Annotated in this window: 21 protein-coding genes and 1 pseudogene; 6 read left to right on the top strand and 16 right to left on the bottom strand. The window is 48.9% G+C overall.

Translation table 11 applies throughout. From position 1 onward, the window contains the following. Window positions 1-33 precede the first annotated feature (33 nt). The 6 genes from AC0YOB_RS05195 to AC0YOB_RS05170 all read right to left on the bottom strand — a co-directional run bounded on the left by AC0YOB_RS05195 (window position 34) and on the right by AC0YOB_RS05170 (window position 7,567). Window positions 34-813, bottom strand: a complete 780-nt coding sequence (locus AC0YOB_RS05195) for an SDR family NAD(P)-dependent oxidoreductase (RefSeq protein WP_475791858.1) — start codon at window positions 811-813, stop codon at window positions 34-36. A 36-nt stretch (window positions 814-849) separates the two neighbouring features. Continuing rightward, on the bottom strand, window positions 850-1,680 hold the full coding sequence (locus AC0YOB_RS05190) for a carbohydrate ABC transporter permease (protein ID WP_475791857.1): 831 nt from the start codon (window positions 1,678-1,680) through the stop codon (window positions 850-852). A gap of 12 nt (window positions 1,681-1,692) precedes the next feature. Then, a complete protein-coding gene (locus tag AC0YOB_RS05185; RefSeq protein WP_475791856.1) occupies window positions 1,693-2,559 on the bottom strand; it encodes a carbohydrate ABC transporter permease in 867 nt (288 codons plus the stop codon). Window positions 2,560-2,629: 70 nt separating this feature from the next. After that, window positions 2,630-3,970: an ABC transporter substrate-binding protein gene (locus tag AC0YOB_RS05180; protein ID WP_475791855.1), complete on the bottom strand. Its 1,341-nt coding sequence runs from the start codon at window positions 3,968-3,970 to the stop codon at window positions 2,630-2,632. 232 nt (window positions 3,971-4,202) lie between these two features. Continuing rightward, window positions 4,203-5,759 (bottom strand): response regulator transcription factor, encoded by a 1,557-nt coding sequence (locus AC0YOB_RS05175; protein WP_475791854.1) that lies wholly within the window; start codon window positions 5,757-5,759, stop codon window positions 4,203-4,205. Beyond that, window positions 5,756-7,567 (bottom strand): sensor histidine kinase, encoded by a 1,812-nt coding sequence (locus AC0YOB_RS05170; protein ID WP_475791853.1) that lies wholly within the window; start codon window positions 7,565-7,567, stop codon window positions 5,756-5,758. The genes AC0YOB_RS05175 and AC0YOB_RS05170 overlap by 4 nt, the downstream gene beginning before the upstream one ends. Before the next feature lie 288 nt (window positions 7,568-7,855). Between AC0YOB_RS05170 and AC0YOB_RS05165 the strand changes: the two genes are divergently transcribed. After that, window positions 7,856-8,617 carry an IclR family transcriptional regulator gene (locus AC0YOB_RS05165; protein WP_475791852.1) on the top strand — a complete coding sequence of 254 codons (762 nt, stop codon included), beginning with the start codon at window positions 7,856-7,858 and terminating at the stop codon, window positions 8,615-8,617. Between the two features lie 145 nt (window positions 8,618-8,762). Here the strand turns inward: AC0YOB_RS05165 and AC0YOB_RS05160 are convergent, their stop codons facing one another. Then, window positions 8,763-9,263, bottom strand: a complete 501-nt coding sequence (locus tag AC0YOB_RS05160) for a MerR family transcriptional regulator (RefSeq protein ID WP_475791851.1) — start codon at window positions 9,261-9,263, stop codon at window positions 8,763-8,765. Window positions 9,264-9,828: 565 nt separating this feature from the next. Between AC0YOB_RS05160 and AC0YOB_RS05155 the strand changes: the two are divergent. Beyond that, a pseudogene (locus AC0YOB_RS05155) lies at window positions 9,829-9,927 on the top strand (ABC transporter permease); the annotation flags it as partial. A gap of 100 nt (window positions 9,928-10,027) precedes the next feature. Here AC0YOB_RS05155 and AC0YOB_RS05150 read toward each other — a convergent pair. The 8 genes from AC0YOB_RS05150 to AC0YOB_RS05115 form a co-directional block, all read right to left on the bottom strand. Beyond that, window positions 10,028-10,471: a VOC family protein gene (locus AC0YOB_RS05150; protein ID WP_475791850.1), complete on the bottom strand. Its 444-nt coding sequence runs from the start codon at window positions 10,469-10,471 to the stop codon at window positions 10,028-10,030. Window positions 10,472-10,530: 59 nt separating this feature from the next. Beyond that, entirely contained in the window at window positions 10,531-11,055 is a 525-nt protein-coding gene (locus AC0YOB_RS05145) for an NAD-dependent epimerase/dehydratase family protein (RefSeq protein ID WP_475791849.1), read from the bottom strand. A gap of 64 nt (window positions 11,056-11,119) precedes the next feature. Next, complete coding sequence (locus tag AC0YOB_RS05140; RefSeq protein ID WP_475791848.1) at window positions 11,120-12,001, bottom strand: TolB family protein; 882 nt, start codon at window positions 11,999-12,001, stop codon at window positions 11,120-11,122. 28 nt (window positions 12,002-12,029) lie between these two features. After that, window positions 12,030-12,482: a VOC family protein gene (locus AC0YOB_RS05135; RefSeq protein WP_475791847.1), complete on the bottom strand. Its 453-nt coding sequence runs from the start codon at window positions 12,480-12,482 to the stop codon at window positions 12,030-12,032. Window positions 12,483-12,574: 92 nt separating this feature from the next. Then, the gene (locus AC0YOB_RS05130) at window positions 12,575-13,483 is read right to left on the bottom strand and encodes an NAD-dependent epimerase/dehydratase family protein (RefSeq protein ID WP_475791846.1); all 909 of its coding nucleotides are present in this window, start codon (window positions 13,481-13,483) and stop codon (window positions 12,575-12,577) included. Window positions 13,484-13,502: 19 nt separating this feature from the next. Next, window positions 13,503-14,402 (bottom strand): carbohydrate ABC transporter permease, encoded by a 900-nt coding sequence (locus AC0YOB_RS05125; protein ID WP_210040245.1) that lies wholly within the window; start codon window positions 14,400-14,402, stop codon window positions 13,503-13,505. 14 nt (window positions 14,403-14,416) lie between these two features. After that, the gene (locus AC0YOB_RS05120) at window positions 14,417-15,334 is read right to left on the bottom strand and encodes an ABC transporter permease (protein WP_210040246.1); all 918 of its coding nucleotides are present in this window, start codon (window positions 15,332-15,334) and stop codon (window positions 14,417-14,419) included. 143 nt (window positions 15,335-15,477) lie between these two features. After that, window positions 15,478-17,163 carry an extracellular solute-binding protein gene (locus AC0YOB_RS05115; protein ID WP_475792305.1) on the bottom strand — a complete coding sequence of 562 codons (1,686 nt, stop codon included), beginning with the start codon at window positions 17,161-17,163 and terminating at the stop codon, window positions 15,478-15,480. 883 nt (window positions 17,164-18,046) lie between these two features. Between AC0YOB_RS05115 and AC0YOB_RS05110 the strand changes: the two genes are divergently transcribed. Together AC0YOB_RS05110 and AC0YOB_RS05105 are read left to right on the top strand one after the other, a co-directional pair. After that, window positions 18,047-18,850, top strand: a complete 804-nt coding sequence (locus tag AC0YOB_RS05110; RefSeq protein ID WP_475792304.1) for a 3-keto-disaccharide hydrolase — start codon at window positions 18,047-18,049, stop codon at window positions 18,848-18,850. Between the two features lie 939 nt (window positions 18,851-19,789). Next, window positions 19,790-20,590 (top strand): DUF2935 domain-containing protein, encoded by an 801-nt coding sequence (locus AC0YOB_RS05105; RefSeq protein WP_475791845.1) that lies wholly within the window; start codon window positions 19,790-19,792, stop codon window positions 20,588-20,590. A 97-nt stretch (window positions 20,591-20,687) separates the two neighbouring features. On the opposite strand, the gene AC0YOB_RS05100 is transcribed toward AC0YOB_RS05105, so the two are convergent. Beyond that, window positions 20,688-21,056, bottom strand: coding sequence for a VOC family protein (locus tag AC0YOB_RS05100; RefSeq protein WP_475791844.1), 369 nt, complete (start codon window positions 21,054-21,056; stop codon window positions 20,688-20,690). A 204-nt stretch (window positions 21,057-21,260) separates the two neighbouring features. On the opposite strand from AC0YOB_RS05100, the gene AC0YOB_RS05095 reads away from it, so the two are divergent. Continuing rightward, window positions 21,261-22,373 carry a GerAB/ArcD/ProY family transporter gene (locus AC0YOB_RS05095; protein WP_475791843.1) on the top strand — a complete coding sequence of 371 codons (1,113 nt, stop codon included), beginning with the start codon at window positions 21,261-21,263 and terminating at the stop codon, window positions 22,371-22,373. A gap of 156 nt (window positions 22,374-22,529) precedes the next feature. Next, the gene (locus AC0YOB_RS05090) at window positions 22,530-23,660 is read left to right on the top strand and encodes a LysM peptidoglycan-binding domain-containing protein (RefSeq protein WP_475791842.1); all 1,131 of its coding nucleotides are present in this window, start codon (window positions 22,530-22,532) and stop codon (window positions 23,658-23,660) included. The last annotated feature ends 240 nt before the right edge of the window (window positions 23,661-23,900 follow it).

The following is a 23,900-nucleotide window of genomic DNA, read 5'->3' as shown; positions in this document are numbered from 1 at the left end:
CCTCCGGTTAATAATGAATTAATGGCTTGAAAGTTAAATCGAGGCGGAAGATGCCCCGTCGACGTAGAGACAGGAGCCGGTAACAGCGGATGCCTCATCCGAAGCGAGGAACAGCACCGCATATCCCACCTCGCGTGTCGTCGCCATGCGGCCAAGCGGCTGCTGCTGCTTGATGACCGGATACAGCTTATCCATGCCGCCCATGCTTTCCGCCAGCTTCACATTCATATCCGTCTCCACCCAGCCCGGACAGATTGCATTGCAGCGGATTCCGCGTTCGGCATAAGAGACGGCAATTTCCTTCGTAAGTCCGATAATTCCGGCTTTGGACGCCGTATAAGCACCATGGCCGGGCTCGGTCAGCGAGGCCATCACGGAGGACGTGTTAATAATCGAGCCCTTGCCCCGTTTCAGCAGCTCCGGAATCGCCTTCTTGCACATCAGAAACATCGACTTCAAATTAACACTCATCACATCGTCCCAGGTTTCCTCCGGATAATCGACAATATCTCCGATCGGCATGATGCCGGCATTGTTGAATACAATGTCAAGGCCTCCGAACGCGCTCACGGCAGCGCTCACAGCCCGTTCAGCCGTTTGTGCCGAAGATACGTCGCCGGCAATGGCAAGGCACTCCCCTCCCAGCGCTTTAATTTCCTCCGCGGTTTCCAGCAGCTTTTCTTCATTACGGTCAACCAATGCCAGGCGGCAGCCCTCTTCCGCAAAAAGCAGAGCTGTGCCTTTACCAATTCCGGATGCGGCTCCGGTTATGATTGCGGCCTTCCCTTCCAGTCTTCCTTGCCGGTTTGTCATTTTTCTTGCTAACCTCCTCTTACGAATTCACGCCAGTCATTTAATCGCACCGATAACGAGCCCTTTGCGGATGTAGCCCTGCAGCAGGATGTAGATCAGCACCGGCGGCAGCGCCGTCATCAGGAGCCCTGTCAGCAGCAGCGGATAATCGGAGCTGAATCTCCCCAGAATGGTGGCGACCGCAACTGTCATCGTCTTCATCTCATCGGACTGCAGATATACAAGCGGCGTGAGCAAATCATTCCACCAGGCCGTGGCGTTGAAGATGGACACCGTCGCAAGGCCCGGCAGGCTCAAAGGAACGACCACCCTTAGAAGGACCTGCAAATAGCCGGCTCCATCGATCCTGACCGCCTCCAGAATTTCATTGGGCAGGCTGTGCAGCAGCGCCCTGAGCAGGAATACATTTCCCGGGATGGAGGTAACTCCCCAGATCACAATGACAGAAGCAAAATGATTAACCCATCCGAGCCGCGACATGAGCAGGAAATTCGGCAAGATAAAGGTAATGCCCGGCACGGTCATCATTCCGATCATGGTCATGTAGAGCGAATTCTTGAGCCGGAAACGCAGCTTGGCGAACGCGAAGGCTGCTGGCACGGACAGCACAAGCGACAAGATCAATGCGCCCCCCACGCTGACGAGCGTATTGCCGAATAATCTTAACAATGAAAAACGGTAATACAGCGCCTGAAAATTATCAAAATAGAACGTTTTTGGCCAAGCGATCGGATTCCGGATGAATTCAATCGACGTTTTCATACTGCTCAGCAGCATATAGACGAGGGGATAAACGGCGACTACAGCAACCAGCGTCAGGATAACAACCAGGATGAAGCGGACGAAACGATTGGACGTACGGTTCATGTTAATCCCCCCTCAATTGCTCACCCTGTCAGAGATTTTAAGCTGCACCCAGGTGATCAGCACGACGATTACGAACAGAAACAGCGAAAGCGCGCTGGCATAGCCCATATTGCCGCTTTGGAAAGCCTGCAAATAAATCATAAATTCGATAGGAGTCGTTTCATAGCCTGGTCCGCCTCCCGTGATGGAATAGACAAGTCCGAACATTCCTACGGATACATAGATGACGTTAATGCATGTAAAATAAAACAAGGTGGGGTACAAGAGCGGGATCGTGATCTTGAACAGTCTCTGCCGGAAGCTCGCGCCGTCCATGATGACCGCTTCATATATCTCCCCGGATATGGTGGACATGCCGGACAGAAAAATCAGCGTTCCCTGTCCCAGCGTCTGCCAATAAAAGCAGAAAATCAATATCATGAACTCGGTCGGAACGTAATTCAGCCAGTCGACAACCAGATGACCGAGCCCGATATCTTCAAGCAGTGAATTGACAATACCTTTGCTGGCAAACATCGATTTGATCAGAAAACCGATAACGACAGACGATAGAATAGTCGGCAGATAATATACAGAGCGAAAGAACCTCCACCCTGGAACCTCTTCGAACAGCAGAAACGAAACGATGAGCGACAGAATCAGAATTCCCGGGACGGACAGCAGGAAGATAAGATTGTTCCGGAGCATCAGAAGCAAGTCGCCGCTGTGAATAATCCGGAGAAAATTATCCCACCCGACAAAGCGGGAGCTGACACCGTCCCATTCCGTGAAGCTGTGATAGAATGTGTTGAGAGTCGGGTAGCCGATAAATACGGCCAGCAGTATAAAAGCAGGCAGCAGGGACAAATAGCCATGCAGGCTTTCCCTTCTCAAGCCCATATTGTTCCTCCTTCCGCCGGGCAATGCTCCCTCCCTCCGGACAAGCGGAGGAAGCACTCCCTTCGATTACTTACCGGCTGCTTTTCAGCAGCTCATCGCGCTTTTGGTCGATCTTGCCCATGAACTCCTCGGCCGTCATTTTGCCTGTCAGCGCGAGCGACTGCAAGGAAGAGATTTCGCTGGTCAGCTCAGCGGGATATACATTGTCAGGCCAGAAAATGGTGCTCGGCTCATTGGCCCACTCCTGCTGCTCGAGAATCAGCGGCTCGGACGCCATCTGCGAAACATCGACATCCTTGACTACGGACAAGCCCGCTTCACCGCTCTCGATTTTGTTGACCTGCTCATCCTTGCTCATCAGAAACTTGATAAAGTCGACGGCCTCCTGCTTTTTCTTCGAATAATTGGTTACAACGAATGTAGCGCCGACTCCGCCGACCCCGCCGTCATGAATGAGGACCTGATCGTTGAAGTCGGGAACCTTCATCATACCCAGATCATCCCCCAGCGCTTTGCGGGCGTTGGCTATAGCACCGTTGCCGCCGGCTACCATGGCAACCTGCCCCTGGTAGAACAGCTGCAAGGACTGATCAGACTGGTCGGAAATAACCAGGTCCTTCGCATACATGTCGTTCCATGCTTTGATGATTGGAACGAGCTGCGGGTCGGTGAAATTTTTCTTGCCGCTGACCAGGTCCTCAAGACCGGCTGAGCCCACCGTCTGGGCAATCCAGTAATTAGGGATATGATAGAACGTATCCGGATCCTTCAGGCCGAGCGGAGTCACTCCCTTGCTCTTGATCTTGAGAAGCATCTCCTCGAAGTCATTAAAATTCTTCAATGGTTGTGCCTCGAGGTCGACGCCTGCATCGGCTAATATTTTCTTGTTGTACAAGAGCCCGAAGGTCCCGTCTGTCGAGAATGGCACGCCGTATACCTCGCCGCCCTCCTTGAAGCCTTCGGTTCCCGCGTCCCAGCCGACAATCCGGTCTTTCTCCTCCGGGGTAAAATAGCTGCTGAGCGGTTCAAGAAACTGCTTGAATCTCAGCATGTAGGTTCCCGACCAGATGACTGTCATATCGGGACCGTTCTTGGCAATGCCGGCAGTCTGAAACTTGGTGAACAGCTCATCTCCGGAGGGCACATCCTGCACTTCGATGGACACCTCCGGGTGCGCGGTCTCATAGCGCTTGATCGCCTGATAGATGTAGAAGTCCTCTTTCTTCTTGGACTTGTTATTCTCGTCCACGGTCGGATATCCCGTATTCCAGAAGACGATGTTTACCTTCTGCTTGGACGAATCGCCATTTGCGCCGGAGCCTTCCTTCGTACCGGAAGACCCTGAACAGGCAGCCAGCGCCAATACAATGACTGAGGAAACGGCTGCTGTCAGAATGGTTTTAAACCTCATGAAATGCTCCCCCTCCTTGAGCGAATATTCAAGATGCTGATGGCGCTTTCACCTGAGCAAGCGTAAGGCATCCTTCCACCTGCCACCGGCCACAGATCAACAGCCCCTTGAAGTTATCTTCATTGTATAGGGCTGCCGTCCGGATGAGAATGACAGCATCGGTGCCTGGGCTTATCACATTTCACAGGTTCTTCATGGTACTTGACCATTTTTGCGCGAAGCTTGACATTTTTTACAGCGATTGCGATCCCGTGTAATAAGACGGAGCCACGCCTCTTGCTTTCTTGAACATCCGGGTAAATGAACTGGGATTCAGATAACCGAGCTTATCGGCAATATCGGTCAAGGACATGCCGCTCTGCATCATTCTTTCGGCCTGCTCCACCTTGGCGGCCAGCACCGCTTCACTGAAGTTCAATCCCTTTTCTTCCTTATACAGACGGCTCAGCTGGGCGGGACTCATATTAAAGAGAGCGGCGACACCGTTCAGGCTGATTTCCTCGAAGCTGTGCTCGTCCAGGTACATCTCCACAGCTTCGATTACATATTTACGATGATTGCCCCTTCCACCCCACTCTCCGGCATTTCTGATGCTGCTGCGGATGGCTTCGACGCATGCCGATAACGTACAGCAGTCTGACAGGGCAGCACCGGCTCCCTCCCCTTCTTCCTGATCCGTTCGAATCCCCATCCTCTCACGGATGCGGTTCAGCTGAAACATCACATCGGCGAGCAGATTAAGCAGCAGCGCCGGTCTGGGATACGGCTGCAATTCAGGCAGCATATCCAGCATCCGTTCAGCATCCTCCCACTGAAAGCAGCTCAACTGCCGGACGATGTCCCTCTTCCAGGCAAGCAGTGACAAGGGGAGCGCCGGTTCCGGGAGCTTCTCCCGAAAGAGATTTTGTTCCTCGTTGTAAAAGGACAGACTGAGCATCTCGCGGGCATCTGCGTCGCACTTGCCCCAGTCCTGCCAGCTTGCGAAGGGTTCACTCGCGGCAATGGTCACGGATAACCCCAGATAACGCTGAACGGAATCGATCAGCATTCCGGCATCGGGCAGCTCCGATTGCCCGGAGGCATGAAGCAGCAGATGCCATCTTCGTTCATGGACATATTCGACGAGGCCGACCACATGGCCGCGGTAAAGCTCTCCCGCGATCGTTTCGACAGCACGGCCGATCTGGACCAGATCAGCCGGCAGCAACGGGCTCCCTTGACGGGCTGCCGTATTCAGCCGGATAACCCACGCTTGACATCTGCCTTCTGTCGGCATCAATCCGCATTCCTCCAGCTTTTCCCGGAAGCCGGTCCCGCTGTAAACGCCCTCAAGCCATTCCCTCAGCATCGCCAGCTTTCTGATCTGTCTCAGCTGCAGCAGCTCCGTCTCGTCTTCCCGGACGAGCGGCTGCTTGTTCCGGAGCAAGTCCGACAACCCCAGCAGCATCGTCTGCAGCTCCTCGATCTCCATCGTCGACTTGACAAAAAAATCGCGGACGCCAAGGCGCAGCGACCTTCTGACCAGCTCAAAATCCTGGTTGCAGGTCAAAATTATAAACTCGCCGTCCGGCCTCAATGGCTTGACCCGCTCGATAAATTCCAGGCCGTCCATCCTGGGCAGACCGATGTCTACCAAGGCAATATCCGGCAAATGCACGGAGAAAAGCTCCAGCGCCTCCGCACCATCCCTTGCCTCGCAAACAACCTCCATCCCGAGCTCCGCCCAGGCAATCATCGACTTGATGCCCAACCGGACCAGAAGATCATCTTCCACAATCATGACTTTCATGCGGATTCACCCCTTTCGCAGATTACATACGGTATAGTCAGCTCTACCGAAGTGCCTTGGCCCGGCTGGCTGTCAATCCGAATATCGAAACGCTCGTTGTATTCAAGCCGAAGCCGCTGCTGTATGTTCATGAGGCCGATACCCGATCCAGAGCTCTGCCCCTTGACGGGATCACCCCTGATCAGCTTCCTGACCGACACAGCATCCATTCCAATGCCGTTATCCTTGACTATTACAGTGACATACTCGTCATGTCTGACACATGTCAGCGATATCCGGAAGCTTCCGCTGCCGCCGAAACCGTGAAGGATGGCATTCTCCACGATAGGCTGCAGGGTCAGCTTGGGAATTATCGTATGCAGGACTTCGGATTCTGCACTAATATCGGTTTCGATGGGCTGAAGCATCCTGTTCTCCTGAAAGGCAATGTAGTTTCGTACGTAATCCAATTCCTCGCCAAGGGTGCTTCTCACCGACAATGCTTTGTCCAGACAATAGTGCAGCATGCCGGAGAGATTGACGAGCGCCTGGGCGATCGACTTCTCTCCTTTCATCACAGCCATCCAACGAATGGAATTAATCGCATTATGCATGAAATGAGGATTAATTTGAGATTGGAGCAGCGTTAATTTGAGGTTCATTTTCTCCTGTTCGTCGGTTTTTATTTTTTCCATCTGCTCGCCAATGCGGCCCAGCATGTGCTGGAAGCCGGAGAAGAGGATCTCGATTTCGTCAATGCCCCGGTAGCGAAAATTCTTCTGCTCCTCAGCCAGCTTCTCGGGATCGTTGAAGCGGAGCTTCCGGACTCTTTTCGACAGATTCAGAATGGGCAGCATGACCTTTCGTGTCAGCAGCTGCAATATCAGCAGAATCAGAATAATTGAGAAAGACGTTACCGCAAGTGTGTACATCCAGAGCGCTTTGGCTTGCCCGACAAGCATATTCATTGGAGTCATCGAAACCAGATACCATGAGAGGAAGGGGATGTTGTGGGTAGAGCAAAGATAAGTCCGGTGGTTCAAATCCATATGGAAGCTGCTGTACTCCCCGCCATTGGCCTGCGCCTGGACTATGGCCTGGCGGTAAACCTTTCTGGCCTCCGGACCGGTATCGGCGTTTTCGCCGGCTACCAGTACATCCCCCGACGAATTCCCGATAAAGACCAGCGTGGAATTATTGAGCTGCAGCTGATTCAGCAGGCCTTGAATGAGCGATTCTCTCATCGCCACAACAAGCAGACCCAGCGGCTTGGTGCCGCTGACTATATTTTTGGTGAAGTAAAGCGAGTGGTCGTTCGTCAAATCATGAAAGTCATCGGCAACATCGTTATACATTACATCATTATCGTAAGGAATATTGTCGCCATACCATGGAAAACTGCTCACAATCCGCTTGAGGCTTTCGCTTTCCGTATCATGCAGGGGCACGCTGCCGTATACACGGCCCGAGCTGCCGATAATCTGCACATCCAGGGGAACTCTCAGACGATACATTTTGGTAAATGAATTGACCCGGTCGCGGATCGCCCTGATCTGTTTGTCCGGGCTGGCATACTGCTTCTGCATGATCTGGTACAGCTGTTCGTCCTGTGAAAGAATGCGGATATAATCGTTGATGTGGTTGATATAAAAGTCCAAATTAAGAGAAAGCGATTCCATGTTCTTGGACAGAGACTGATCGTAGATCGATTCCGTCCGGTGCACGGCGTTCTTGCCGAGAACATATCCCTGCAGCAGCACAGGAATCAGTATGCAGAGCAGCAGTATGGTGAGAGCAGCCATATTCAATCTGCGCTTTTTTTTGAGCATGACGAATCTCTCCTTTTACGTTAACGTAATACCGACCGGACGATTAAGTGCTTCGGAGGAGATGATGTTCTGTATATTAGAATAAATCTTATATGCTGACTAACACTTGGACTAAATCGAAATCAAGTTAATTCGCACATACTATGTAAAACCCTTCACACGACAATTATACATACATGGAGGAATAGACGGTTGGGATATCCCTTCATATTTACAACTTTACTATACTGACTTTAATTCAGTATAATGAATAATAATCTGAATGGCAATTGAAAAAGGAGCTCAATTATGGAAAAAAGTAAAAAGGATTATTCCGTGCCCGCCCTGGACAAAGCGGTACTCATCCTGCACGCCTTGGCGGAGCAGGGCTGGTTGTCGGCGCTCGAGCTTCACGCTCAACTGAATATTCCCAAATCAACCGTTTTTGTATTGCTTAATTCGTTATCCAAGAGCCGGATGGTCGAACGGCATGCCGACGGAAGATACGGACTCGGGCATGCGACATTTTTACTGGGAATGAGCTATTTCCGTGATCTCGACATCCGCCGGATGGCGAGGCCCCATTTGGAAAGCCTTGTCAGCCAAACGCCTTATACGGCTCATCTAGCCGTTCTCGCCGGCCAGCAGCCTGTTTATATCGACAAGGTGGAAGGCAGCGGCTTCGTCCGCTTTGCCACCTTCATCGGACAGTCGCTGCCCCTGCATTTGTCGGGAGTGGGCAAAGCTCTGGCTGCCGGAATGAGCCGGGAACAGGTTGCCAAGGCTTTAGAGGAGTTTCCGGATATGCGGGAGGCGGAAAAATCCGCTCAGCAGCTCCTTGAGGACGTTCAATTTATCCGTCAGCACGGATTTTCCATTGAAGATGAGCAGATGGAAGAAGGCATCCGTTGTATCGGATCCCCCGTTTACGATTTATCAGGCAATATTGTTGCCTCCATCAGCATAACCTCGTTGTCGCAGGATTTGCCCGCCATCAAATTCAACTCGATGGGCCAAAAAGTACGCGAAGCGGCGATTCATATTTCTCAGGAATTGGGCTTCAAGGAATAGCTGCGGCTCCTTCGATCAATGACTTTCCGCTATTTCCTTAATTGAAGCGCTGGCAAAGTCCGGCCCGAACGCAAACAGGCTGCCGGTTTTAAACCGGCAGCCTGTTTGCGTTTATACTGTTTGCAGCTGATTACCATCGTTCTGATTAATTCTTCTTTGGCGGAAGATCATGCGGCTGCTCGCCCAGAAACTCGCCGAGCCGGTCGAAGCTGCGCTCCAGGTTCATTTTCCGCTCGGCAAAAAACTTCTCATGTCTTTTTTTCATGAGCTGCAGCAGTTTTGTAAATTCATCGACAGATATAGTTTCTTTCGTACGCATCAAGCCAAGCACGTATTCCAATTCTCCCAGAAGCTTTTGCTGAATGAGAATATTATCGTGAATACGCTTAATCTGCTGGGACACAACCTCGATGGGACTATAATGCTGTCCGAGCAGCACCGATTTTATTTCTTCCAACGACAAATCCAGTTCCTTGAGCGCCAGAATTTGATGCAAGCGGGATATATCCTCTTCGTTATAAAGCCTGTGTCCGGATTCAGAAAATCCCGATGGGGAAAACAGGTTTATCTGATCGTAATAACGCAACGTCCGGATCGTCAACCCGGTTAGCTTCGCAATTTCTCCGACCTTCCAAGTTTTGTTCATTATCCTCTCCTTTAGCGCTGGACATTTACCGGTATCTTTACTATAAAACATAACGCAGCGTAAGGCACAAGGATTATAATATTTTAGGTAACAGGAGCAGACAGCTTCATTTTTCTTTTTTTGCGATATCCATTTTTTCAATTAACAGCTTAGCCATTCCTGTACTGCGGGCGACTGTTGAGTTGTTGTGTTCACTGACACTTTAGTTGTTACCTGCAAAATCCAGTATTATCAAGCTATTTCGGGTTTTTGATAAACTTTACGGGCCACACTTAAAAGTCAAGTCAATAATTTCCTCTGTATCCTGGAATGCTAGTTCTTAGTCACCATTAATGATAAAATCTGGAAATCACAGGTTATTAATGGACACCCGACTAATCTCCAGACCATGGGCGATGCCTTTGCCAGCGCTTTCTGATTGCTAAAGTAACGTGATGCTCGAAACCTTCATTAGTGAAATCTAATCCCGCCTACTGATCATTGAAGAGTTCGACGAGCTTCTTTGCGCGGTGGCGGTTGATACAGTCATAGTCATGTAAGACAGCAAGATGCCTGTTTTTGGAAGCAACGAGGCATATTCGAGCGGTTTCACACCATGCCGATTTCACGTTCCACCTTACTGTGGGGGCATGTGCTGACCTCGCTGGTATCCAACGTCCTATCGTAGCGCTCGTTATGGGCTTCAGCTCCATACGGTCATCTCAAATGCTCAAGCTTTTATTGGTGGTACCTAGCTTATCCTGAGCCAGTTCGATAATCAAAATTTAATCAATATCGAGAAGTTCGAGAATGACACCCAAATCTTCTGTGCTTTCCACATAAGCATATTTATCGCCATTTTGAATAAGCGGGAAGCCGAATTCCTCCAGCTTAGCTGCCGTTTCAAGCATTCTGTTCTTCGCCTTAAATGCAATGTGATGGACTCCAGGGCCTTTTGTATCAAGAAATTCCTTCCATGTAGTAGGGTCCTCTGTTGGTTCAATGAACTCTACAACCAGATTCTCCATGTGAAAGAAAGATAGCCTTACCCTTCCTTTCGTGGGCTGCCCCATATAGGTAACCGTATCACTGCCATCTTCATTAGCCATTATAATAGAAGGGGCGGGAACGCCTAATAGCTCGGCAAATCGACCGGTAGCCTTTTCTACATCACGAACGATCATTGCAATCTGACAAACCAGGGTCGTGCCAAGAATAGTATTTTCCATTTTTCTTCTCCTATCTATTTTTTTAATCTAAACAATTATAAAGTTGCTCTAACTTCTCTTTACCAGACATGGTAAACGTCATGAACCTGTTCCCCTGCAAGAATTTTGCGTGCACGATCAATGTTCCACTGAATGTGATCTTTCAGATCTTCATCCCCTTCAAAGGATAATCCGAATACAATTTCCATCTTGCTTGCATTATAATAGGATCGTTTACGTTCGCCGTCGCGCAGATCACCCATTGCGGCAGTAGAACTGGTGTAAATAAATTTATGCAGGCCAGCTCTTTCGGCGGCGTCTGCCAGGAACAGCGTAACTTTGGTATCATGTTCAAGCATTTCAACCGGGTCGTTGCCCCAACCGAGCGCGACATGTATAACAGCGTCACAGCCCTGAAGCGCCTTTTCCATTACGTCCAGCTCAAGGATATTACCCTGTACAAGGGTTATGCTCGGAAGGGTTTGATAATAAGGAATCCGGTCCGGAGTACGGGTAAGCAGTACAATTTCATGACCTGCTGCAAGCAATGCTTTAGTAACGTTTTGTCCGATATTGCCGGTACCGCCAGTGACAAAAATTTTCATAAAAATTCCTCCGCTATATTTGATGTTATAGGGAATATAATCATCGGTGCGCAAGGAGGTCTCTCTATTCCTTCAGCTTGTAGCTGACAAAAGCCAGCTTCCTGCTGTCGGGTGACCAAGAATTGACGTTAATGGTGCCCTGTCCGCCAAAAAGCTTGACCACCGTACGGAACTCTCCGCCTGCGCTTCCTATTAAGCGAATTTCTACATTTTTGTTTGCGGGATGGGCGCCAGGAGCAACATCGCCCTTGTGATAACTAATATAAACCACCAATTCTCCGTCAGGGGATACATGCGGGAACCAGTTATTGCTCTCATCGAACGTGATCTGCGTTTGCTCGCTGGAATCGACATTCATGCGCCACACCTGCATAAGGCCAGTTCGTACCGAGTTGAACCATATGTGCTTGCCGTCCGGTGAATATTCGGGGCCGTCATTCAATCCGGATGAATCCGTTAACTGCGTTTCTATGCCACCGTTTATAGGGATGGTGTAGATGTCGTACTCGCCGTTTCGCTCTGCGCAGTATGCCAGCGTGTTTCCGTCCGGTGACCAACCGTGCAGATAGCTGGGGGCCATTGGCGTGATGAGTACCGGGTTGCCTCCCTGCAAGGGGAAAATATAAATACGGGACCGGCCATCCTCGCAGGTATGATGGCTAACCGCGACATGCGAGTTATCGGGCGAAAGCACATGGTCGTTATTGCACCGAATCGCATAACCGGATTCGATCGCTGTACTCTCCCCTGTAGCGAGGTCAAAAGTGTAAAGACGGCCAAAGCTGTTATATACGAGATGCTTGCCGTCGCGGGTCCAATTGGGTGCCTCAATCAGAAAATCGAATTCGGCCAGGACGCTGCGTTCGCCGCTATAAACATCCACCGTTTCCAGGATACTGATCACATTTTTTCCTTCTGTCTTGTGGGGTTCTTTCACTGTATTCATCATTTAATCTCCCTAGATAAGAAATAGGCTACGCCCGGGGCTTGATGTTCAAATTAACGCCCAAATCGTCCTCGCTGTCGACAATGGTCCAGCTGCTGCCGGGATAATAACCGATCGTTCGCATCTCATATCCCATCTCTTCCAGTTCACCGATAATTCCGTCACGCTTGTCGCCAACCTGGAAGCCCAGATGATGAACGCCGTTTCCATGCTTATCCAGGAACTCTCGGAATGTACTGTCGTGCTCGTCCGGTTCATGAAGTTCAATGACGAAATTGCCAACCCGTATATTCGCGAGCTTGAGTCCGTAAAAAGCGGGTTTTCCGCGATACGTCAAATCAGGGTTGCTGGCAGGAGGATTATTGCGGATTTCAGGCACGGGAATATTAAAAAATCTTGCCCAGGTCTCAGCAGCCTTTTGGATATCTTTAACTACGATTGCGATCTGAATAAAGCCGTCAAAGCTGATGTTGTTCTCCATGAAAATACCTTCCCCATTTCGTTAATTAAGTTATAACGCTTTCATGACGTTCCACATGCCGATCCAGGTAATGTGCGGGACTAAAGGTTCTTTTACAACTCCAATGTGCTCAAGTATCGGATATGCTTCTTCATATACTCATCAGCCTTGAAAGCAAACCCAAAGGTATTCTTGATTTGCGAGATATCTATGGGCATGCCCTCAGGCTCGGGACGGCCCTTGTCCTCAAGAAGGATTTGACTTTTGGAACCAAGGAGATTTACCGCCATTTGCGCAATCTGAGCCCATGTACGGAATTCAGTGCTCACAGCGGTAAAGCAGCCGCGGTCCAATTCATCGGAATGGAGCAAAGCTGAATATACTTTTGCAAGGTCGCCCGCCCAGATGAATTGCGTACCGTCATTCTTGATAAAGGACATGGGCTCGTTCGCAAGGGCGCTTTTGACCATATTTGCAATTTTTCGATCGGGATAGAGAGGCCCGCCCTCCACGCAGGGATTGCCAAAGGTATAACCCGGCCGCACGATATTTGCCTGAAGCTGATACTGAGAGGCAATAGCCAAGAGATAAGCCTCTGTCGCGGCCTTGGTGGCGCCGTAATAAGTCTTTGGCTTTATAAAGCCCCTATCATTGTTGGGCGCCGTGCCAAAGCTTGCGATGGAAGAGGTATAAATGATTTTGTTTACTCCCGCTTCCGCGGCTCTCTGGAACAGGCGAACAGAGGGCATCGTTTCGTTTACTAACATTTCCTCCGCTGACCCGCCCTGCTCCGGCCACGAAAGCGCGATATGGACGCATGCATCTTGTCCCGCAAGCCCTTTAGCGATGGCATTCGCATCGTCCATTTGTCCTGTAACGAAACGGATATGCTCATGACCCACAAAACCTGGGACCTTGTTCGCATTTCTGGCAAGGAGTGTGACCTCATGACCATGCAAAAGCAGTTCCTTGACGACATACGAACCGATAAACCCGGTACCGCCAGTAACAAATACTTTCAATTTTTCGCTCCTTTCTGCATCATTCCTTTACGCTGCCCATCACAAGCCCGGTTGTGAAATACTTTTGCAGGTACGGGTAGATACATAGAATTGGTATCATCGCTAAGAACATTTGCGCTGCACCTGTGGTGCGGGCGCTAACCATAGACAGATATTTGGATAAATTGCCGCTGAGATCGGTGTTGTTGCGCATAAATTCCTGCGGATTCACGACAACCGTTTGCAAGTATGTCTGCAACGGATAGTTTTCAATATGGTTCATGTAGATCATGCCGTCGAACCAACTGTTCCAATGATCTACAACCGAAAACAGAGTAACTGTCGCAATCGTGGGAATCGAGACCGGCAAAACAACTCTGATCAGCGTCTGCACATGACCCGCACCGTCGATGTACGCCGCTTCCAACAATTCCTTCGGCAGGCTGCGCATGTAGTTCATCACGACCAGCATGCTGAAAACGGGAAGCGCGCCAGGCAAAACAAGCGACCATATGGAATCGATCAATCCGGTATTCCTCACCACCATATACGTCGGAATCAAACCGGCGTTGAAGAGTATGGTCACAACAAAGAACCATGAGAACATACTCCGGGCCCTGAAATCCGCTGTTGATTTCGAGAGAGGATAAGCTGTCAGGATGATCAACAGCAGATTGATCGGCACGCCAATCGCCGTCCGCTGGAGTGAGACCAGAAGAGACATGAAAAACTTCGAGGTGTTCATAATAAATTGATACGAGATTGTAGTAAAGCCAACCGGAAAAAAAGTAACCTCTCCCGCATCGACTGCAACTTTGTCGGAGAAAGATACCGCCAGCAGGTTGATAAACGGCGCTATGCATACAAATGCAACAATTAGCAGGAAAACGGTATTGCAAACCAGGAATATTTTACGTGGTATGGAAGCTTTTATTCTCATAGTTCTACCCTCCACTAGAAGACTCTATATCCTGTGAATTTGTCAGCCAAGTAATAAGACATAATGATAAAAATCATAGATACACCTGACTTAAACAGGCCTGCAGCCGTGGAGAGCGAGTATTGAGCCTGCTCAATGCCCAGTCTGAACACGAATGTATCCAAAATATCGCCGGTGGAATAGACCACAGGGCTGTACATATTATAGATCTGATCGAAACCGCCGTTGAGGATATTGGCAAGACCGAGCACGGTCATCAGCACGATAATAGATGAAATGCCGGGCAGGGTAATGTGCAATGTCTGCCGCCAACGGTTTGCGCCGTCGATAACTGCGGCTTCATAAAGCGCAGGGTTTATGCCTGTAAGGGCAGCCAGGTAAATGACCGATCCGAATCCAAAAGCCTTCCACATATCGGTCACTACCATCGTGCCGGGAAACATGTTCGGATTGCCAAGGAAATAGATCGGTTCAATTCCGAGCTTGGATAGAAGTATATTTACAAAACCCGCGCTCGGCGACAAAAGATTAATAAGGATACCGGATAATATGACCCATGACAGGAAATGCGGTAAATAGACCAGCGTCTGGAAAACGCGCTTGGTAAAAATATTCCTGACTTCGTTGAGCAGCAGCGCAAACACGACCGGAACAATGATGCCTGCAATCATTTTACACAATGCAATAATGACCGTATTTCGTATGACCGGCCATATATTCGGCATTGAAAACAAGGTATTGAAATTTTGAAAACCTACCCACTGTTGGTGTCCGAACATACCTTTTGCCGGAATAAATTTCTGGAACGCGATCACAACGCCGGCCATGGAGCCATAGCTGAAGACAGCCACCAAAACGATCGCGGGGAGCAGCATCAAATACAAGGGAAGCTCTCTTAACAGCTTGTCTTTACGTTTCAGATTTACAAACATCTTTTGTCCACCACCTGTAAATGATTTGGGCCAAGGCCAGCTGCTTCCTGCGGTTCGGATAGACACAGCGCTGGATAGCGGCAAACCTTTTTTAATTAACTGAGGCGGGAATTATCCCGCCGCAGTCCTTAAATGAGAATGACTTATGTTGCCGGATACATTTTGTCAAGCTCGTCGAGAGTCTGCTGACCGCCCGCCTTCAGCCACTGCTGTACAAAGGTATCGAAATAATCGACAGGCTTAGCGCCAGTTATGATATTGGTAAAGGCTGTGATCGTGAGCGTATCCAGTGAAGCAACATTCGTCAACCACTCATCGGGCCTTTGAATTCCCAGGATGCTCTGGACGATCGCCTTATCGGGAATATACTTGTTCAATACAATCGGCAGAGAGCCTGACCTCGACATCTGGCCCCAGGTACCGAAGGCATTGTCGTCTTTTGCGAGAGATCCATTTTCAAAGCCAGCGATATAATCATATAAGGGCTTTGCGGCGGGTGGCAGGCCGTCTGAGGAGCCTTTGTCGAAGGCTTCCAGCAAATCAGCTGCGTAAACCTCGCCCGGTTGATCGATATAGACTGGGGAGAGCCTGTACTGCTCATCCGCCCAGTATTTGAGGTAGTCCTCCTTCGTTGAGTAATTGACAGTCTGATCGTACAAATTGAGTATATTGATGGCTGCTTCAGGATGCTTGAAGTCCGCGCTGACCATCGTCATCTGGCCGACAGCGTTGCTCTCGATACCAATCTTATAATCGTAACCGGACTCCGTGGGAATGGAATACGGATGTACGATAACGCCATCCTTTTTGTAAACATTATTGTAAGGATACCAGGTGCCCCAGTTGCTGCCGTAAGCCATACCGATTTTGCCGCTGGTAATATCTTCAACCAGCGCGGATTCATCTTTGCTGGTAAATTCCTTGTTGATCAGGCCTTTCTTATACATATCTGCCAACAAGGAAAGCGCTGCTTTCATGTTCGGCTGGATCCAGGCAAAAGTCATCTTGGCATTCTCGTCACGGTAGAACATACTTTCGTCGCGTCCGGGAACGCCAAACGCAGAGACCAAACCAAGTATACTGCCGTGGTTTTGTCTGATCAGATCCTTGTTGAGGGCAAGTCCATACGTGTCGCCATTTATGCCGTTACCGTCCGGATCTCCGGTAGCGAACTTCTCTGCAAGAGCGACCATTTCTTCGATGGTATTCGGAGGCTGAGAATTGGTGTTCTTCAGCCAGTCCTCACGAATCCATAGGAACGGCGCCTCGTGGAAGTTGTCGTTCATGCGCGGTATGGCGTACAGCTTGCCGTTTACCGTAGCGCCCTTAAACGAATCAGGAAATCTTTTCTGATATTCCTTGAGAGAATCAGAAGCGTATTTGTTATAGACATCGGTGAGATCGGCCAGTTGTCCATTCTGTGCCAACTGCAGAAAAACATTAGCATCCTGCGTTTTGAATATGTCCGGCAGGTCGCCGGAAGCAATGACGGCATTCAGCTTGTTTTTGTAGGCGTCGGTGCTGCTGTCGGCAGAGAAGGCAACCTGGAGATCGATATTGAGCTTGTCTTTGATTAAGCGGCTCCACCGGTTATCTTCCCAGGTTTCGTTATCAAGGAGCTTTGAAGCTGCCGCCGTTTGAACGGCCCATGTCATTGTCACTGGTTTCTGATATTTCCCGTTAGTGTCAATTTCGGGGGTATTGCTGGTACTGGCTGCATTTTCATTGGTGCTTGGATCGGATCCCGTGGATGCGCTTTCACAAGCTGAAAAGGTAAGCACCATGAGCGCGGCCACCAGAACGAGCGGTAGAACTCTTCTGGGTTTCATCTTTTTCACGTAAAATTCCTCCTTTAATTTGCACATAGAAATTACGTTAATGTAATCTAGATAATGTTAACTTATTGCCTTTTGACGGCTTAGAGTGATCTGTCTTGCGAGGCCAGATCAGCGTGAATCCCCCTTAAGTGCAGTCGTTGATTACACTCAGGTATCTTCGTAAACAGTAGACGCCAACTACTACGACATCACCCCTCTCATAAGCTGCATCCTCGTAAATGAGTGTTAATTTTTTGAGATAAGAAACCTGAAAACCCCTTAAAAAGATATATTTTGAACGCGTGTTTATTTCGGGATAAAAAATCTTAGATTTTTCTTTACAAGTTTCTGAAAACCAGATTGCCCGACCAATCGTGATCTCTTTAAAACCCGTTCGATGCTTTAGCATATCGTTGAAATCAGCGAGGCGGGGAATGTCCCCATGCCCTTTTTATTGCAGCCGTATTCTCGGTTTATCCGGGCTATCTCCTCGTTTTTGATCTTTGCGTTTTTCAATGATGTCAAAGATGTCAGCCTCTTTCGTGAACACGTGTTTATGTACTCATAATACATAGCCTATTAAAGCGCTGTCAATCCTTAATTTATAAAAAAAGGAAACAAACACTATTTATTGGTTCTGATATTTTTTTATAGCATTAACACGTGTTTATGATATAATTGCACAAAATAGAATATTCCGACAATTATAAGGCTGGTATCTGCGTTGGAAATGATATGCTCTTGTAACGTGTTAAGGGAGGAGAAGGAATTACAATTCGACTCAATGAAAGGGCACTATGTATCGGGATGATGATCGTTGACCGAGCTAAGATTGATGGTAAATAATACATACACTAGGAGGCATCATGTATAAAAACGACGCAGCGTTCTTCCAATCTTTGACGATAAAACACTCGCGGGTTGGCATTTTGTCCCTCGCTTGCCTATTCCCCGCGCCCCCGGCGAACCTGGACCGGATACGACGACCGAGGAATACCGACGCGCCGCACAAACATCGGGAAAATGGACTATTGAGGATGGTGCAATCACGGGACGGCAGGATCCGCCCGGATGCGGTTACGGTGGTTATCTCCTCAGCGATGGGGTATACGGCGATTTCGAGTTGGTCTTCGAGGCAAATCCCGACTGGCCGGCGGATACCGGCATTCTGGTGCGTGCATCTGCTCTCGGTTCTCAAGGGTTCCAAATCCTTCTGGATCACCGCCGTTCGGGAAATATAGGTGGTATTTACGGCAATGGCATCGGCGGCTTCCATGGCATCAATTTCACTCTCGATGCGAAATACGATGAGAAAGGTAATCCCGTGGGGCTGAGACTGGAAGACCCCGCGACCACCATCGAGCCCATGACACCAGACAAAACGGCACTTCTTGAATATGCGGCAACCGGTGAGCAGTTTCTGTCTATATGGAAGTGGAATAATTGGAATGAATTCAAGATTCGCGTCGAAGGGGCGTCTCCGCGGATCACCGTCCATATCAACGATACGAAGATTTCTGAAATCGATACGGCAACCTTGAAGCACCCTTTGTATAACGCCGCGGCGGTCCGGGATCTGCTCAGTCCGAAAGGACACATCGCCTTCGAAATCCATGATAACGATCCTGGCATGGGCGAAGCGCGCTGGGCGCCGAATGCGGCTTGCAGGTGGCGCAATATACGGATTTGCGAGTTTTAGACAACAGCAGAGCGTGATATATTTCTTGATGAGAGCGGCCGATCATATCGACGGTGCACGCTCCCTTCTGACGGGCACCGCGGCGAACAAGTCGATCCGTACAGGGCAGGCAGTTAAGGTGGATCAGTTGGTCAAATTTTATAAATAGAGTTACAATCGTTTGAATCATGAATAGAGAAGAATAAAGCTGCTTGCAGAATTTTCTGCAGCAGCCATATTTTTCGCCTGAATCCCCCTCGTCTAAGGAAGAGCTTATTCGATCCATGGTATTATTTGCCGATGATGATATTTATGCAGAACGAGAGGGCATATGGTGAATCTCTCTCCTAAAAGGCGTTAATTCGAAAGAGATGACAAGATGGCCATCATGGAGTCATTCATCCTCATCGAAACTCGTCCATCTTTATAAAGCCCTCCCCAATTCCAATAGGATTTTCATTTTTATCACTCAATCATATACGGGAAAATTATCATTGTGGGACTTCCAAATAATTGCCTTTAATAGGAGACAGAAATTCTTGCTGCATTTTGTTAGTTGCATACTTGTCCAAGAGCAACCATTTGACTTTCATACTCCTTCACACGCCGGTAAAACGTATTGGACTTCATTTCCAACAATTTCATGGCTGCTGTAGCCGTAATCACACCAAATTGAAGTGGGCGCCGCCGGAGATGCACTAAACTAAAAGTCACCTATTAAAGTGTGTGGTGTTATTGGCGGGCCACCCTTTTTTTCTTGATTTTATTTACGCGGAGGGATTGGTCAATGATACTTCCTACTTAAAATATAAGAAAGTCCCAATGTGTCTAAGCTCATCTAGTTATGTTAACTTTTTGATTTTACCTTGCCGCGATTTATGCGGCCGTTCAAGCGAAAATGAATACCCCGGAGAAGTCTCTCATACATTGGAACATATGAACTGCGGGGAGTTGAACGCCATGCCGGATCATGAAGCGCAATTCGAGCATCAATTTTGGCTGCAAATTTTGGGGGATCATTCGCGGTTTATTCATAACACCCTATACCCTGTCGAACACAAGGATATCGAAGCATCGGGACAATTCATTCGCCAGTTCGATTTGCTGCTTAAACGATCCCGGGGGCCGCTTGACGCTGCGCAGCTTTCGGAATTGAACCATTCTGCCCATCGTGCAGCAGTCAGCCTGCGCAGCTATAAATTGAATTTGCTGGAACGATCCCTGCTTGGCGCCGTTAAAATCAACATTACGCCTTCCTTTCTGAATCATATGGTAAACGAGATAGAAGAATACATTCGCATCCTTGACGAACTGCTTGCAGGCAAATCCGTGCCGCATTACCCTCCCCTTCATCATGATCTGTTATGGCTTTCGGATGCCGCTTTTCATTCTTCAGCCATCGCAAGCAACCTGGACCTGGTCGAGAGGCAGCTGTTTGCCAGGAGCAAAATGTTCGAACAGCATTTTAGCGACTTTTATTTGAAAGCCATTGAACTGGCCGGTTATTTGCGGACGATGAGAAAGCAATATCCGTCGTTTGTGCGGTTCCATCGGGACATTAATTTGGAAATGGCTATGTTTATGGCCTTTCTGAAGGAATTGGAGCAGCTTGATTTGAACGAGGAGCTGCTAGGCAGCTTGAATCCGCTTCTTCCGGATCATATGTACCGGGAAGAATGCTATTATTTGATAAAGCTCGCACAATCCGGGGAAATATCAGTGCCGGACTGCGATCCGACCACGCCCCGGGTAGAAGGCTGAAATCTTCGCTCTGTTCTTTTGTCCACAAACATGCTCCAAACAGGAATGGCAGTTCAAGCCCGGGCGGGTTTAGCTGCCGTTTTTATTTTGGTAAGGATCAACGATTCAAGCATGTCACTTCGAATAAAAGTCCGTCAATTGCATTGAAATAAAGGCTGTATCCATCCCTGATTTTTCTTGGCCCATGATCAGGCCCGATATTTGCCGCTGCAAGCCGGTCATAGAACCGGTCCACCTCTTCCGCAGTATCGACATAGAATCCAATATGAAAGTCTTTGGGATAGGTTGATGCTTCACCTCCGAATGCCTGTGAATGGCTCAGTACGAGGGTGAAGCTTTCTCCGTCACTCATGATGGCAACGGCATCTCCCTTCCGGTCCAGCAGATGAAAGTCAAAAATTTTCTGAAAAAAATCACTTGCCTCTGTAATGTCATGGACACATAAGTTCAAATGGTTAAGCTTCATGCAAATCTCTCCTTCAGTATTCTAATTATGTTAGATTAATCTATCACAATTAGAATAGAAAACATTGCAGCAGTTGTCAAATAGATTTTCCGACTAATCAGGCAGATGGACGTTGGCGAGCCTCCTTCTGTATAAATTCGTTTCAACGGCAAATAATACCAAGTATTCAACAGAATCGGATCATTGGAACGGGGGCCGGATGACATGAAACAAAACGAAATGATAAGCCCTTCTCAAATGGCCATGCTGCTGCTTGCATTTACACTAGGCTCTTCGATTGTCTTTATCCCGACTCCGGTCATCAGTGCAGCCGGCAATGGCGCCTGGATGTCCATAATCCTGGCTGCAGCCGCTGGAGTTCCCGGACTTCTTAGTGTCCTGTATCTGCATCGCGTCTTCCCGGACAAATCCTCCATTGAGTATCTTGGCGATGTATTCGGCAGATGGATCGGATCAGTCTTTACGATAATCATTTTGTTGGTAATGGTGTTAATGATCGCCAACATTACAGTTGGCGCAGGCACCTTCTTTACCACCACAATGATGCTTGACACCCCCTTGTATATATTTCATTCCCTGATTCTCTTCGTTTCCGCGCTTACGGCGCTGGCGGGCATCGAAGTGGCCGCACGGTTGTTCTCTCTGTCCCTTCTGATTATGCTGGCTACGATCATTATCATTTTGGTCTTTGATTTGGGGAAATACCATCCAACCCATTTACTGCCTCTGTTCAGAGGCGGCGCCTTACCTGTTCTGCATGGTGCGATTCTCAGCCACGGTTTTCCTTATTCGGAGATATTTGTATTTTCTCTGCTCCTTTTTTATGTGCGCCCCGCCAGGAATGAGCCGCTGGGCAGAATGCTTATCTCCGCATACGCTGTCAATATGATCATCTTTCTTGCTGTAGTCCTGTGCGGCAGCATGATCTTTGGCCAAGCGGCAGGCCAGCGTAATTTCGCCCTGTATGAGATGGCACGCGTGCTCGAGATACCCGGTTTTGCCATAAGGATCGAAGCGATTTCCGGTATTACGCTGATTGCAGGCTCTTATATCAAATCGACCATCGCGTTGATAGCGCTCAGTTCGGGAATCGCCCATATTCTGAAGCTGAAGGACAGCCGCTCCGTCATACTTCCGCTGACACTCCTGTTGTTGTTTATGTCGTTGACGATGTTCTCGACACAAATGGAATCCAGGATCTCCTGGTCCGTCATCGTGCCGGCAGTCAACGTCCTTGCTACCACCCCCATAGTCCTGGGGGCGGTTATAACCCTGATAAAGCGAAGCTTCGGCAAGAACGGGAAATCGAAAGCATAAAAAGCAATGCTCGCGGCATTGGTCCTATCATCTTCCTTCCCAGGCGTAGTGCCAATCTCCTGATTTTCTTTATGTTCAGTTTATGGACAGATAAATATAGTAAAATGGATGGTGTGTAAGAAAGAGATTCTTAAAATAGGAAAGGAAGATCAAGCTTTGAACAAAGACTCGACAGGCAGTGATTACCGTCCCAGAGCCACACGCACGAGGAAGAACAAAACCACCCTGATGATCCTGCTTGCAGCAGCGGCCCTGCTCATTATCATTTCCGGAATATTGTATAGCGTTTTTACAGCACCAACCGGATCCGGACAAAAGCAGACCGCAGCAGGGAATGATCCGGCTGCCAATGAATCGGCAGAAAATAATACTTCATCTCAAAATGAAACAACAGGGAATGAACCAGCCCAGAACGACAGCTCAGGCAACGATACGCTGACCGGGGATGTACCGGCTGACAATAATTCTTCCTCAAACAGCGAGCCGGGCGGCAATCAGGAATCCGGCAATTCGGACACATCCGGGACAACGCCCGATTCAGGCGAACTCCCTGCCGATAACGCCGGGACTGAGAAACCGGCCGAAGCAGGCCAAGAAGCACCAGCTGTCCCAGACGACAGTCAAGAGGAAATGCCCGCCGGGAAGCCGGTTAATGGCGGCAGCAAGGACACAGCACCCTCTGTTCCGGAGACGAAGCTTCCTGCTACATATGTCGTCAGAAAAGGGGATACGCTGTCCACGATATCCATGAAGTTCTATCATTCGAAGCAGCATGTCGATCTCTTGGCAGAGCACAACCATATCGTATTTATTAATGATATGAAGGTTGGAGACACCATCAAGATCCCGGCCCTATCTTCAGACGCCGGATCAACACCAGGTAAGGGGCAGGATATCGACTACACCAAGGTCACCTTGCCGGTAACCTATATGGTCCGCGCCGGAGATACCCTGTATAAAATCTCTATGCTATTCTATCAATCGAAGGATTACGTGGATCTGATTGCGAAGAATAACAAGCTGGAGAAGACCGAGGAATTGAAAGCGGGAAGCTCATTGATCATCCCCGCCCTTGCGGTAAAGACTCCGGCTGGCGCCGATAACAGCAAGGACGAGGCCGCAAAAGAACATATCGTTCAGAAAGGAGACACTCTTTCAAACATTGCCAGGAAATACTACGGTTCCGACAAATACATAAAGCTCATTGCGGAATACAATCATTTGGCGGATAACAATGACGTCAAGGTCGGCGATGTATTGAAAATCCCCCCTGCCCCCACTCCATAATAAGTGGGAGTACGGAACGCCATAGCGAGGCTTCGCCTATCATAAAAGCTCCAACCACGAATTTCTTCGCGGTTGGAGCTTTTGCCGTTCAGGCGTGCAAGAGGGTCATACTCAACAGATCACGCCCTCTACGGATTTGATCAGTCACCTTCAAATAAAACAGCAATTTTTGGTGGATATTCAGCAATCAAGCACCTTTTTTCTTCCTGCTGCTGAATATACAATAAAGGCAGAAGCGCA

Source organism: Paenibacillus sp. JT31N17 (assembly GCF_056269255.1).
The sequence above is the reverse complement of the archived record's forward strand: the minus strand, read 5'-3'. Positions and strand labels throughout refer to the sequence as shown.